The following is a 14936-nucleotide window of genomic DNA, read 5'->3' on the forward strand; positions in this document are numbered from 1 at the left end:
AGCCCGCTCCTATTGAATTTCTTGAGAATATTGGATAAAAACGCAATGGCGCAAGGTTTTTTATTCTTTGTGAATGTTTTAAGACGCGAGGATTTTATCGAAGATAAAATTGTTTGGGGATATGAAGTAGTTTTGAAATGTATTGTTTCTTATTTCACGCAGATCTGGCGGATTTGGCAGATTTTTATAATCCGGGATTCTGTGTATTTTAAGACATGTGTGGGAACTGATCTTTTAAACGATTAAGATCAATTAAGCAGATAGGGAAAGTTAAGATCAATGATTCTTCAGCGAGTATTAATTAAAGCGAAGCTCATCTTTATAATCTTAGCAACTTAAAATTTTTTAATGGTTTCCAAAAATAAAAGATCTTTGTCATCTGAGAAATCTGTGGGAGAATATATTGCAGACCTTCTTTATGTAAGACGAATGATGTGATATTTTATGTTTTGGCTAAAGCCGTTCTACTGCTGCATATAATAAAAGCGGGCTAAAGCCCGCTCCTATTGAATTATCTCGTGATTATTGATATAATATCTTCAAAATTTCCATCTTCATCATCAACTCTCCAGCCCCTTCCTCTAACTTCTAACTTCTAACTTCTAACTTCTAACTTCTAACTTCTAACTTCTAACTTCTAATCTCTAACCTCTTTTCTAAAAATGCACCTGTTTGATCTCCTCTTCTATTTCCTGAGGAGTTTCATCTTCAGACTTTACGAAAATCATGGTCACTACAGCGCCAATCAGCATGCAAATTCCTCCGACAACGATATAATCAATGGCTTGTTTTCCAAAAACACTGCTTACAATTGGACCTCCGAAAATACCGTTGATAATTTGCGGGATGACAATAAAGAAATTGAAAATTCCCATATAGACTCCCATTTTCTTTTGCGGGATAGAGTCAATCAGCATAGCGTAAGGCATGGCTAAAATACTTGCCCATGCAAATCCTAATCCGATCATGGAAATCCAGAGGTTATGAATATCTTTAATGAAATACATGGAGATCAAACCCAGTCCTCCACAAGCCAAAGCCAGTGCATGGGTCTGTTTCTTGCCTATAAACTTTGCAATGGGAGTTAGTGCAAAAGCAAAGAAAATTGCATAGAAATTATAGCTTCCGAATAAACTTCCCGTAAGATCTCCAGCTTTATTAAATTCTGCAGAATGCGTATCGTCAGGAGAAAGCCCGAAATGGTGGGTTGCCAGCGCACTGGTCGTGAACACCCACATCGTGAACAGGGCAAACCATGAGAAAAACTGCACGATTCCCAGTTTCTTCATCTGAGAAGGCGCATTCCTGAAATCTTTAAAAATATCTGAGAATTTCGATTCGTTTTTTACAACAGGTTTTCCTCCTTCGAATGAGGCAAATTCCTCCGGAGAATATTCTTTAGTGGTAAAAATGGTGTATAAAATTGACAGAATCAAAACGGCTGCTCCAATATAAAAAGCATAGATTACATTATCTGCCACAAATCCTTTCGGTGCCTCATTGGAAACACCCCACTTAGTCAGCCAGCCCGGTAAATCGGAACCGATTACGGCCCCAATCCCGATCAGAATAGTCTGAACAGAGAATCCAATGGTAGCCTGATGTTTCGGAAGCATATCTCCTACCAGTGCACGAAAAGGCTCCATGGCTACGTTGATGGACGCATCCATCATGGCCAGGAAAATAACAGCGATGAGTAAAACATTGGCAGCCATCATCTGTGTTGCAGAAGCGGCATTCGGAAGCATGACTAAACCGATGGCACACAAAACGGCACCAATCAGAAAATAGGGTTTCCTTCTGCCCAGCGGACTCCAGGTATTATCTCCCATATGCCCGATAATAGGCTGAACAATGAGTCCTGTAATAGGAGCAACAAGCCAGAACCATGAAAGTTCATGAACATCTGCCCCGAAATTGGCCAAAATCCTGCTCGCGTTGCCGTTCTGCAGGCCAAAAGCCATCTGAATTCCCAAAAAACCCATGCTCATATTGATGATCTGGGCCATTGAAAGGTTCGGTTTTATCTTTCTTGAAAGAGTACTGTTTGAAGGATTCATTACTCTTGCTTTAATGCTTTTATTAAGGTATCCTCAATAGCTGCTTTTTCTGAAACTACTTTATCCACTACATCATTCGGAACGGTTACAGAAAGTACATATTGTTTTACTTTCCAGCTTCCGTTTATTTTTTCCACCACGCCTGAACCTCTGCAGATCTTCATTTGGGTATCCAGCAATTCATCGAACCAGGCCAGTTTTCCGTCTTTGCTGAAATACACATTTCTTTTAAGAGCTTTGAAGTTCCAGGTTTTCTTTTTGTCGAAATAAGGTTTTGCCCAAACCATGAACGCTTTTTTATCCCAGATTTCCGTAGCATCGGTGCCGATGAAGGTGGATTCATCTGCGAAGTAGTCGAAATAGGCATTGAAATCAGCCTGTGCCGCGGCAGTATTGAAACCGTCCAGCATCGTTCCTATTTCCGTTTTTTCTTTTTCAAACTGAGTTCCTTTGGATTGGGCATTCATCCCTGTAAATCCAAACATAAAAAGCACCAGTGTGCAGATGATTGTTATTTTTTTCATTGTATAATTAATTTTTGTTTTGGAATTCGATGATCAGAGGCGTTTTAGCAGGTACAGCAAGACTGTTTTCCAGAGAAATATCTTTTCCTGAAATAACCTCTTTACCTTTTTTCACCCCGTTCAATGATTCAGAAAAACGTTTTAAGTCTACCATCTGATCTTTTTCATTATTGTTGATGACCACCATTACATTTTCTTTATCATTGTATCTAAAATACACAAAAATATCATTCTGGGGAACGTAATTTTTAGTTTTTCCGGTATGGATCACGTCTTTTCCTTTTCTCCAGTTCAATAATTTTTGCGAAAACTGATAAAAATCCTTTTGTTCAAGGGTTTGTGATGAAGGGTTGAAAGCATTTTGAGTATCAGATTTCCAGCCACCCGGAAAATCCCTGCGGATATCGGCATCACCGCCTTTGGTTTTATCACCGCGCATCCCTATTTCTGAGCCGTAATAAATTTGTGGAGTTCCTCTTACCGTAGAAATCATGGCCAGTGCCATTTTATAAGCCTTTGGATCGGCATTGAAAATCTCGTTCCATCGTTCCGTATCGTGATTTTCAAAGAAAACCAGAAGATTATTAAGATCAGGGTACAGGAAATCGCTTGTAAAAACATTGTAAAGCTTGATCATTCCGGTATCCCAGCCTTCTTTTTCTTTGAGGGCTTTCGGCATATCGGCAAACAGCATAAAATCCATCACGGAAGGCAGATTGGAATTGTATCCGGCGGCTTCTCCGGTTTTAGAGTTTTTCTGCCATGCGGAGATCTGTCCGGCGGTATACAGCCAGGTTTCACCTACAATATTGAATTTTGGATATTCATCGGTAATGGCTTTTGCCCATTTGGCCATAGCCTCTTTATCATTGTATGGATAAGTATCTACGCGTAAACCGCCCAGTTCGGCATATTCTATCCACCAGATTGCATTTTGGGTGAGGTATTTTAAGACCAGCGGGTTTTTCTGGTTAATATCGGGCATTGTTGTATCAAACCATCCGTCCAGTGCATATTTCTTATCAATTTCTGATGCATTGGGGTCAAACTGTGTGGTGGTTTTGTAATTGGAACGGTAAAAGCCGTTTTTCCCTTCATCAAACCAATGAATCCAGTCTTTGGAAGGAAGATCTTTGATCATCCAGTGGGAAACACCCCAGTGATTCGTTACATAATCCATGACCAGCTTCATATTCCGCTTGTTCAGTTTCCGGGAAAGTTCGCGGTATTCTTCATTGGTTCCGAAGCGTCCATCAATTTTATAAAGATCCGTCTGTGCATATCCGTGGTAAGAGTATACTTTTTCATTGTCTTCATTCACGGGTGTGAGCCAGACAGAGGTTGCGCCAAGGTTCTGGATATAATCGAGGTTGTTGATAATTCCCCGAAGGTCGCCGCCGTGTCTTCCGTTCGGTAAGCTGCGGTCATTTTTTTCAATGAGATCAGGTCTGGAATCATTCTTTTCATCTCCATTGGCAAAACGGTCCGGCATAATGAGGTACATGACATCTTTTGAAGTAAAAGATTCGCGGTCCGCAGAGCCGGCTGCTCTCTGTTTAAGCTCATAATCGTAGGAACTTATATTTTTCTTTCCTTTTTTAATATTGATTTTAAACTTTGGAGCATTGATCTCGTTGGTATTAACGGTGATAAATACATAGTTTGGGTTTTCAACTTTTTTGATATCTTTTATCTGAATACCGTCGGAAAGCTCAATTTCATTTTGTGCAATATTTTTTCCATAGACCAGAATCTGAAGCTCAGGATTTTTCATTCCTTTCCACCAGAATGCAGGCTCTACTTTTTCTAAAGGTTTGGTCTGGGAAAAGGCTGCAGCAGCTATCGAAAGTGCCAATACAATGGATAGTTTTTTCATTTTTTCAGGATCAAATTTCAATTTAATACTATATTTCGAAAACAAGGTTAGAAAACGTAAAATTTTTCGCGTGATTATCGTGCAAAAAAGATAATGCCCCGGATCATTTTCCTGATGTACAATGAGCCGGGGCATCCCTGAAATATCAATTCAGATCTTAATTTACAGGCTTCACAGAAACTGCGAAACCGCCGCTTCTCGCCATTTTGAAATTCAATTTAGATTTGCTTGTGATCTGTTTTTTGTAGATGTTATAGCTTTGAGGATTGTCGATGTAGTCTGCATCTTTTCCGTCCTCATACACCGTTACTTCATATTTTTTGCCCTTATCAAGGAATGAGAAATCTACCGTGTATTCACGTTTGTTTTCATCGGTAATACCGCCTACGAACCAGTTTTCTGTTCCTTTTGCTTTTCTTGCCGTGATGACATAATCGCCGGGCTCGGCTGATAAGATCCTGGTATCATCCCAGTCTGCCGCCACATCCTTGATGAACTGGAAGGCATCCATATGCTTTTTGTAGTTCTCAGGAAGATCCGCCGCCATCTGAAGAGGCATGTACATGGTAACATACAGCGCCAACTGTTTTGCCAGTGTGGTTTTCACAAAACGTTTATCTCCAGGGAAATAATAGTCTAATTTCGTCTGGAAGATTCCCGGTGTATAATCCATAGATCCACCCATCCATCTGGTGAATGGAAGAACGGTCTGGTGATCCGGCTTGTTTCCTCCGAATGCTTCATATTCAGTTCCTCTGGCCGCTTCTGCCGAAATATAGTTCGGGTAGGTACGGCTTTCTCCTGTAGGACGAACGGATTCATGGGAATTGACCATAATTTTATACTGATTCGCTTTTTCAGCAATTCTGTAGAAATGGTTGATCGTCCATTGGGAATAATGATGCTCCCCTCTTGGAATAATATCGCCTACGTATCCTGTTTTCACGGCATCATAACCATATTTATTCATGACTTCAAAAGCTTTATCAGCCCATCTTTCATAGTTGGTTGCAGAACCTGAAGTTTCGTGGTGCATGATCAGCTTAATTCCTTTTGAATGGGCATAATCATTCAGCATTTTGATATCAAAATCCGGGTAAGGGGTAATGAAATCAAAGACATATTCTTTGGAGTGACCGAACCAGTCTTCCCATCCGATGTTCCAGCCTTCAATCAATAGTCCCTGGAAGCCGTTTTCAGCAGCAAAGTCAATATATTCTTTAACTTTTGTATTGTTGGCTGCATGTTTCCCGTTCGGGGTAAGCTTTGCAAAATCTGTTTTGTCCAAATGAACATTTTCTGCTGTAGAGTAAGCCCACTGGGATTTTCCGATGATCATTTCCCACCAGACTCCCATGTATTTTGTAGGGTGAATGTAAGAGGTATCGGTATATTTTGTAGGTTCATTAAGATTGAAGATCATTTTGGAATCCATCACTTCTTCAGCTTTCGGAGCAACAATAATGGTTCTCCACGGCGTTACAGACGGTGTCTGAATGTATCCTTTCGCACCCTGTCTGTCAGCCGTAAGATGGGTTTTGAATTTAAAATTCTGAGCATCCACTTCAAGATGGGAAGCCGGGTAATCCAAAACGGCTGCTTCTGCAACGTTTACATACAATGGCTCTTTACCTTCTTTTTTAAGCATTAACGGAGACTGAACCGCATTTTTAACCAGTTTCTGTGAAGCGTTGGCATCAAATGCTTTGTCCCACTGTGCAGGAATTTCGGAAATTTTGGTTTCCTGATACTGGTATTCCTGAGAATCGTAATCTGCCACCATCCACCAGGCTTTCATATCGGTAGGAAAATCGATTTCGGAATCTTCTTCCCTGATGACGAAATAATTCAGGTTTTTCTGCTGCGGGAATTCATACCGGAATCCAAGACCGTCATTGAACAGTCTGAACTTTACGACAATACTTCTGTCTGTAGAAGCCTGATCAAGGGTAACCGCAAGCTCGTTATAATGATTGATATAGTTTTTCTTTTCGCCAAGAACCGGCTGCCAGGTTTCGTTTTTGGAGTCGCGTTTTTCATCTTTTTTCGTGAACCCGTTATTCAGATCAAATTTGGCATCATCCGGTTTTGCAATTTCGGATGCAAATTTAATGGCTGAGTCTTTAAATAATCTCAATCCTAATTTAGAATCTTCCACGACCACAGCCCCGTTGTATTTCAGGTTGTAATAAGGTACTCCCTGTTTCAGCTGAAAGTTCATTTCAAACTTTCCATCCGGTGATTTCAAAGACTGTGCATTCACCCCCACGAACATCATTGAGAGCAAAAATGCTCCAACTGTAATTTTCTTCATAATGACTATTTATAAACTTAAAAATAGATAAAGTGCTGCGGTAAAGCAACACTTTATCTGCTTAATTGGTATTATTTTACAATTTTGTAACCGTTAACTTGTAATAGGCTGAATTATGAAGATCCAGTTCTATTTTATAGTTTCCTGCTTCTGATACTTTATAGCCAGGATCACCGTCTACTGTATTTTCAGCATTGAAATAAGTCTGTACGGCTTTTCCTGAAACCAGTGCTTCATCCGTTTTCTTAGGCTGGATTTTCAACAACCAGTCGTCGTTTGCTCTGAACTTAAACAATCCTGTGCTGTTCAGCATAATAGAATTGATTACATAAGTTTTGGTAGCCGGATTATAGACAAAATCTGTATCTGAACCCCATCCCGCAGGCGTGGCATCTCCAATCACCCCGAAGTTGGCCAGTACCGAAGAATAGGTATTGGCTGCCCAGTCCACTTTCATGTAGAAGGTTCCTGCTGAAGCCGGCACGATATCTGACCCGTCTACAACCAGTTTTCCGGTTTTTGTTCCGTCATCCCCTTTATTTCCCGGCCAGTCCTGATTAATCGCGAATTTGTACTTCCCGTTATCACCTGCTGCATTGTTAATCCAGATAAATCCTCTGTAATTATCATTCTTTTCAGGGGAAAACAGGTTGGGAGAATTGGCTGGCGTCCAGTTGGCATATCCCGCCGCTCCTGCATAAGCTCCCGGTACATTGATCTTTGGATAGATCAGATCCGGATTTGGAGTATAAGGCGTTACTTTAATCGCTATTACATTGGAATAAAAAGCTGCTGATCCTACAGATGTTTTTAATCTTGCTTCCACTTCATTCACCACATCCGGAGTGGCCCCGATGTTGAACATCGCAGCATTCACCGCGGCATGGGTAGCAGAACCTTGTGTAACATCATTGGAAAAATCAATGGTCGCACTTTTTTTGAAGCCATCTCCTTTTAAACCAAATTCTATCTGCTGAGAAGGAACTACGGCAATATTAAATGATGGTTTTGTCCATGAAAAGCTGATGACAGCATCATTTGCCGTAAGCTCACTGAGAATTATTGTATTTTTATCAGAGGAGACCTTACCTGCAGAAGTTTCGCTGATTACTGCCTTGTCTTCGTCCTTTTCACAAGATACCAGCAATATTCCCAGTACGGACAGGGATAATATTTTGAATAAATTTTTCATTTTAACAGTTTTTAAAGGTTAGTAACCAGGATTCTGAATCAGGTTAGGGTTAGCGATAATGTCTTTGTTCGGAATAGGGAAAAGATTTCTATAGCTTTCCACTGCTTTTCCATCTTTCACATTTCCTTTCCAAGGCCATAGATAATCTGCTGTTGTATATCTGTTAAAACGCACAAGGTCTGATCTTCTGGTTGTTTCCCATGAAAGTTCTCTTGCTCTTTCATCCAAAATAAAGTTCAGATTGATTGAGGTTACGTTTCCACTTGTATTTCCGTAAGCACGTTCTCTTAACTGGTTCACGTAGCCAACTGCAGTTGCCTGGCTTCCTCCGCCACCGCCTCTAAGGACTGCTTCAGCGTACATCAGATAAATATCCGCAAGACGGTATAAAGGAATATCAGCTTCTACCCAGTTGTTGTGGGCTCCTGCTGCTCCATTGCTTTTTATATTTTTATACTTGATAAATGCATAACCATCGGTAAATGAACCTAAGTCATTAATTTCCAGGTTTTGTCCTGCTGTAAAGAATCTTCCTCTTTTATCACTTCCATTAGATGGGAATAGTCCTACAAATGCTTTCGTGGTTCTTAAACCGCTCCATCCGCCATTAACTCCGAATTCCACTGCTTTCATATCACCCCCGATCGCAGCATGCACAAGGAAAGTGGTTCCACCATTGGTTTGTGTATTGATTCCGTCAAAATTGACACTGAAAATCTGCTCCGGGTTGTTAAGATTATTATCTGCAAGGAACAGCTCATCGTATTTCGGCTTTAAAGAGTAACCTGCTGCAATGACTTTGTTACAATAGGTGATACAATCTGTATTTCTCTGTGTTCCTGTATATACTTCTGCATTTAAATATAATTTTGCCAATAATGACCATGCAGCGGCTTTATCCGCTCTTCCGTACTCATTGGTTTTAGGGTCTTTCAATTCTGCTGCTACGGCAACCAATTCAGACTCAATAAAATTAAATAATGATTTTCTGTCTATTCTCTGTGGCGGATTTACCGATCCAGGAAGATAGGTTTCATCTACAAAAGGAACATTTCCAAACATATCTATGGCATGCGTATAAGACTGTGCTCTCAGGAAACGGGCTTCTGCTCTCATAAGTTTTGCCTGGGCAAGATTGTCTCCTGTAATATTATTTTCCGTCAGCTTTTCATCCGTTACATTTCTCAGGAACTCATTACAGAAAGCAATTTCCGTATAGATCCTGTAATACATGGCTGCAATGAATTCGTTGGAAGAATCCCAGGTCATTTTGTGCAGGGTATGAAGGTTTCCGTCATTCCACCCGATTACAGCTTCATCAGTGGTAACCACATTCAGATTGTACAGTAATCTGGTGTACTGGGAGAATCCACCGTTGATTCCATTGATATCACTATCAGGCTGGTCACCATCCCCGCTTATCTGCCCACCCATAGCAAAACCTCCATAAAGCTTGGCTAAAATATTTTTATAATTAGAGAAATCTTTGTAGATATTCGCTGATGTTACGTCCGTAATAGGCTCTCTTTCCAGATCACTGATACATGCAGATGCAGTAGTGAGTAAAAATGCAGCAGAAAGAGGCAGTACTATATTTTTAAGTTTGATTGTATTTAGTTTCATCGTAATAAAATTTAAAATTGAAAGTTTAAGCCTAATGAATATATTCTAGGCATCTGATAGTATCCGTTGTCTATGCCGCCAAAAACTTCAGGATCTACTCCTGTATATTTGGTCACTACAAAAACATTCTGAGCCATACCATAGATTTTCAGGTTGCTTCCCTTAGAGAAAACTTCTCCGAAATTGTAGCCCACATTAATATTATCCAATCTTAAGAACGATGCGTTCTCTACATAAATATCTGATTTATACTGAGGTACAGCGAATTTATATTCCGGTGCCGAGGAGAATACATTCTGAAGGTATTCATTGGTGGATGTAGACTGTATTGAGCTGTTGGAAGCCATATTGTTATACACATAGTTTCCTAAAACCGCTCTTGCACTCAGGGCAAAATCCCAGTTTTTATGAGATACTTTTGTTGAGAATCCTAAAATTGCATCCGGAGTGGTAGATTTGTAATAATACATATCTTTAGGTGTGATAGTCCCGTCTCCGTTTCGGTCTACAAATGCGCCGTCCACAGGTTTTCCGTTACTGTCATATACCTGCTGATATACCCAGAATGAATTGGGAGCATATCCTACGGCGTGAGCCTGGATTTTGTTTCCTGAACCTCCTTCAATGCCTCCAACTTCCATGTTGAAAGATTCATCAGCCCTATCTTTAAGCTTGGTCACTACCGGTTTGTAATGAGTTGCATTAAAACTCATTTCCCATGTTGTTTTTTCGTTTTTAACAGGGATTACCGTAATGCTTCCTTCAATTCCCTGATTCTTCATATCCCCTACATTCTGCCAGCTGGCGTTGCTTAAACCTCCTGCAGCTTCATCTGCATATACTAAAAGGTCTTTGGTATCTTTTCTGAAAAGATCAATGGATCCTGTAATTCTATTTTTAGCAAAACCATAATCTAAACCTATATTCTTTGTAGTCGTAGTTTCCCAGGTAAGATTCGGATTATAGTTAGCAGGTCTGAACATAAAATAGAATTCATTTCCAAACTGGTAACTTGCTTCAGGGTAACTTGGATTATAAGCTGCAAAAGCCGGATAGTTATTAGGTTTATTACCATTTAAAGCGGGAAGTTCCTGCTGTCCTGTTTTCCCCCAGCCTGCTCTCAGTTTCAACGTACTGATGGCAGAAATATTTTTGATAAAACTTTCCTCGTTAAGCTTCCAGGCTAATGAAACTCCCGGAAAAACACCCCATACGTTATCTCTTGTTTTGTTAAAGAATCTTGAAGAACCGTCCTGACGAACAGATCCTGAAATAATATATTTATTCGCTACTGTAAAAATTGCTCTTCCATAAAAAGAAACCAGTGTATATTGAGTCCTGAAATCCAAGTCCTGTGTATTAATTCCGGTTCCTCTATAGGTAACAGCTCCCGGAATACTCATACGGAAATCCTGGTAAGCATATCCTGCCGTAATATCCACACCGGTATTAATGGCACTGATAGTCTTCACATAATTAAAATAGGTTTCCAAAAGCTTGTTGTTCTTTTCCATTGTATAGAAGTTCGAACTTCCCTTGTCTTCAAAACCTGGTCTATAAGTGGCATCTTTATACTTATGTCCTTCACTTTTTGTATAATCATAACCAGCGTTTACGTTAAAATGCAGGTCCGGAAGAAAGTGAAATTTATAGTCTAGCTGAATATTTCCCAATCCTCTGGTAACGGAAGATACATCTCTTACCCCATAGATCAGTCCAAGTGGATTGGTGTTGGCGTTCACATTGTATCCTGTTGCAGATCCCGCAGCCAGCCATTCATAATACCCTCCGTAATTGGAATTTCCTGAATACACAGGTTGTGTAGGATCAAAATAGGTAGCCGCCTTGATTACTCCGCCATCTACAAACCGGTTATCCGTAAAGGTCCCTTTTGCATTTACATTTACTGATAAGTGATTGTCAAAGAATTTTGGATTTAAATTCAAGCCTATTGAAGTTCTTCGGAAAGAGTTCGACTTTACGATACCATTCTGCTCATTATACCCTAATGATAAACGGTAAGGCAGTCCTTTAATACCTCCGGCAAGGGCTAAGTTGTTATCTGTTCCCCATGCAGCCTGATAAATCTGGTTCTGCCAGTTGGTATCAGAAGTTCCAAGCTTGGCTTTGTAATTGGCAGATCCATAGGTATTCACAAAATCTCTGAATTCCTGCGCATTAAGCACATCCACATTTCCCATCTTAGTGGAAACTGAAGCCACTGTAGAGAAATTTACCTTAAATTTTCCGGCACTTCCTTTTTTAGTCGTGATCAAAATAACCCCGTTGGAAGCTCTGTTACCATAGATCGCAGTAGCAGAAGCATCTTTCAGGATATCAAAGGTCTCAATATCATTGGGATTGATTAAAGATAGAGGATCAGAAACCCCGTTCATTCCCACAAAATCCTGAGGAACTCCGTCAATGACGATCAATGGGGAGTTTTCTCCACTCAAGGAAGAGGTACCCCTGATTCTGATCTTGGTTCCTGAACCTGGTGCACCACTGTTGTTCGTGATCTGCACCCCTGGTGTTTTCCCCTGAATCAATTGCCCGGCAGAAACTGCACCTCCGTTAAAATCCTTTGAACTTACGGAAGTAATGGATCCGGTAAGGTCTGATTTTTTCTGCTTCCCATATCCGATCAATACCACTTCCTCGATCTTTTTCTCCTTTGTAGCGGAGTCCTGTGCCTGCGCATGCATCATTGAACCAGCCAATAGAAATGCAGGCGCTATTTTTAACACCGTTGTAAAATTTCTCACAATATCGTTTTTTTAGTTTCGTTTTAATTAAGCTGTCTGACCAGCTTTGCAATTTATAAAAAAATTATAATTATCATAAAATTATTGAAAATTTGCACAATTTTACGTAAATTTACAATCCATTCAATACCAAATACCTGTTATTCATAACTTTACGTTAACTTATGCAAAGCATAATACGTGAATTAAATTAACATTTAGTTAAACATTTGTTTAACTAAATGTAATATCCTTCGCTTCCTGAAGAGGAAAAAACTTATTATAATGGAAGTTTAAGCGGTTTTACTGAGATAATCCTTATCTTTGCAGTTAAAACTTTACTATAAAATGTCAAACAGAAAGATGATTACGGCAGCTTTGCCTTATGCAAACGGACCGGTTCATATAGGACATTTGGCAGGTGTATATATTCCTGCGGATGTTTACGCAAGATTTCAAAGAAGATTAGGAAAAGATGTAGCGTTTATCTGCGGGTCGGATGAACACGGAATTCCTATTACCATCAGAGCAAAAAAAGAAGGAGTAACGCCTCAGGATATCGTAGATAAATACCACGAGATCATCAAAAAATCTTTTTCGGATCTGGGAATTTCTTTTGATGAGTATTCCAGAACGACCTCTAAAAAGCATTACGAAACCAGTCAGGATTTCTTCAAAGTTCTTTATGAAAAAGGGAAATTCACGGAAGAGGTTTCTGAGCAGTATTTTGATGAGCAGGCCGGAGAATTCCTGGCAGACCGTTATATTGTAGGAACATGCCCGAACTGCGGCAATGAGAATGCTTACGGAGATCAGTGTGAAAAATGTGGCTCTACCCTGTCCCCTTCAGAACTGATCAATCCGAAATCGATGCTGAGCGGAAATATTCCGATCCTAAAAGACACCAAAAACTGGTATCTTCCTTTAAATGAATACGAAGACTTCCTGAACGAATGGATCATTGAAGGCCATAAAGACGACTGGAAGCCGAACGTTTACGGACAGGTTAAATCCTGGCTTAATGACGGTTTAAAGCCGCGTGCAATGACCAGAGACCTGAACTGGGGAGTTCCGGTTCCACTTCCAAATGCGGAAGGTAAAGTGCTTTACGTATGGTTTGATGCGCCAATCGGATATATTTCTTTCACGAAAGAATGGGCAGAGAAAAACGGAAAAGACTGGAAAGATTACTGGCAGAACGAAAACAGTGACCTGGTTCACTTTATCGGAAAGGATAATATTGTATTCCACTGCATTATTTTCCCTGCGATGATGAAGGCTCACGGAGATTATATCATGCCGAAAAACGTTCCTGCATTTGAATTCCTGAACCTTGAAAACGACAAGATCTCAACGTCAAGAAACTGGGCAGTCTGGGCGCATGAATATGTGGAAGAATTCCCGGGACAGCAGGATGTTTTAAGATATGCACTTCTTTCCTCCGCTCCTGAAACAAAGGATAATAATTTTACATGGAAGGATTTCCAGACTAAGAATAATTCTGAACTGGTAGGAATTTTCGGGAACTTTATCAATAGAGTTGCTGTACTGATTCATAAATATTATGATGGTGTTGTTCCTCAGGGAGACGTCAACAGCCCTGAATTAGTAGAAATCAACAAAGCGGCTAAAGAAATTTCAGGATTCCTGGAAAATTATGAATTCAGAAATGCTTTAACTGCGTTAATGAATCTTGCCCGTTTTGGAAACCAGTATCTTCAGACTGAAGAGCCCTGGAAAACCATTAAGGACAGCCCTGAAAAAGCAGCACAGTCTTTATTTGTTGGTGCTCAGCTTGCTGTTGCATTAGCTCAGTTATGTGAACCATTTATGCCTTTCAGCTCTGAGAAGCTACTAACAATGTTTAATGCTCAGCAGGTAAACTGGAATGATGTAGAAACTCAATCTGTCTTAGTAGAAACAGGTCATAAAATCAATGAAGCTTCTCTTCTTTTCTCTAAAATTGAAGACAGCGTAATTGAAGCTCAGATTGAAAAACTGGAACAGACGAAACAAAACAATAAAAAAACAAACCCTAACGCCAACCCTATGAAAGAAGAGATTTCTTTTGATGATTTTGCTAAAATAGACCTTAGAACAGCAACCATTTTAGAAGCTGAAAAAGTAGAAAAAGCTGATAAATTACTGAAATTCAAAGTAGATACAGGTGTTGATATCAGAACTGTAGTTTCAGGTGTGGCAGAAAGCTTTACACCGGAAGAACTGGTAGGAAAACAGGTAATGATCCTGTTAAATCTTGCTCCAAGAAAAATAAGAGGCATTGAGTCTCAGGGAATGTTCTTATTAACTACAAAACCGGACGGAAAACTGTCTTTCGTAACCCCGGATGACAGCAATGTAGAAAACGGTATTGAGATAGGATAAACCTATATTTCAGATAAAACAAAAGACACACGATTTTCGTGTGTCTTTTTTATTTTGTTCCTATCATTGCGAGCGAAGCGAAGCAATCTCTTAAAACGAAGTTTATACTTAATAATCTTAAAAACTTAATTTTAATCTTAATGGTTCAACAAATAAAACCATTAAGGACCGTTTAGCGATTAAGAATATTAAGAGATTGCTTCGCTTCGCTCGCAATG

Annotated in this window: 8 protein-coding genes; 1 reads left to right on the forward strand and 7 read right to left on the reverse strand. The window is 39.8% G+C overall.

Annotated features, from left to right (window positions below; all coding sequences use genetic code 11):
• Positions 1-656 precede the first annotated feature (656 nt).
• From JET18_RS17560 to JET18_RS17590, 7 genes are all read right to left on the reverse strand, one after another.
• Positions 657-2060, reverse strand: coding sequence for an MFS transporter (locus JET18_RS17560; RefSeq protein ID WP_202093186.1), 1404 nt, complete (start codon positions 2058-2060; stop codon positions 657-659).
• A complete protein-coding gene (locus tag JET18_RS17565) occupies positions 2060-2584 on the reverse strand; it encodes a nuclear transport factor 2 family protein (protein WP_202093188.1) in 525 nt (174 codons plus the stop codon). Before JET18_RS17565 ends, JET18_RS17560 begins: the two co-directional genes overlap by 1 nt.
• A gap of 7 nt (positions 2585-2591) precedes the next feature.
• Positions 2592-4460: a glycoside hydrolase family 13 protein gene (locus tag JET18_RS17570; protein ID WP_202093190.1), complete on the reverse strand. Its 1869-nt coding sequence runs from the start codon at positions 4458-4460 to the stop codon at positions 2592-2594.
• A gap of 157 nt (positions 4461-4617) precedes the next feature.
• The gene (locus JET18_RS17575) at positions 4618-6774 is read right to left on the reverse strand and encodes a glycoside hydrolase family 97 protein (protein WP_202093192.1); all 2157 of its coding nucleotides are present in this window, start codon (positions 6772-6774) and stop codon (positions 4618-4620) included.
• A gap of 76 nt (positions 6775-6850) precedes the next feature.
• Positions 6851-7966, reverse strand: a complete 1116-nt coding sequence (locus JET18_RS17580; protein WP_202093195.1) for a SusE domain-containing protein — start codon at positions 7964-7966, stop codon at positions 6851-6853.
• Positions 7967-7984: 18 nt separating this feature from the next.
• Positions 7985-9589 carry a RagB/SusD family nutrient uptake outer membrane protein gene (locus tag JET18_RS17585; RefSeq protein WP_202093204.1) on the reverse strand — a complete coding sequence of 535 codons (1605 nt, stop codon included), beginning with the start codon at positions 9587-9589 and terminating at the stop codon, positions 7985-7987.
• An 11-nt stretch (positions 9590-9600) separates the two neighbouring features.
• Complete coding sequence (locus JET18_RS17590) at positions 9601-12354, reverse strand: SusC/RagA family TonB-linked outer membrane protein (protein ID WP_202093206.1); 2754 nt, start codon at positions 12352-12354, stop codon at positions 9601-9603.
• 327 nt (positions 12355-12681) lie between these two features.
• Here JET18_RS17590 and metG point away from each other — a divergent pair, with 327 nt between their 5' ends.
• Positions 12682-14718: a methionine--tRNA ligase gene (metG, locus tag JET18_RS17595; protein WP_202093215.1), complete on the forward strand. Its 2037-nt coding sequence runs from the start codon at positions 12682-12684 to the stop codon at positions 14716-14718.
• Positions 14719-14936 lie beyond the last annotated feature (218 nt).

The organism is Chryseobacterium endalhagicum (assembly GCF_016745235.1).
In the GTDB taxonomy this organism is placed as follows: Bacteria; Bacteroidota; Bacteroidia; order Flavobacteriales; family Weeksellaceae; genus Chryseobacterium; species Chryseobacterium endalhagicum.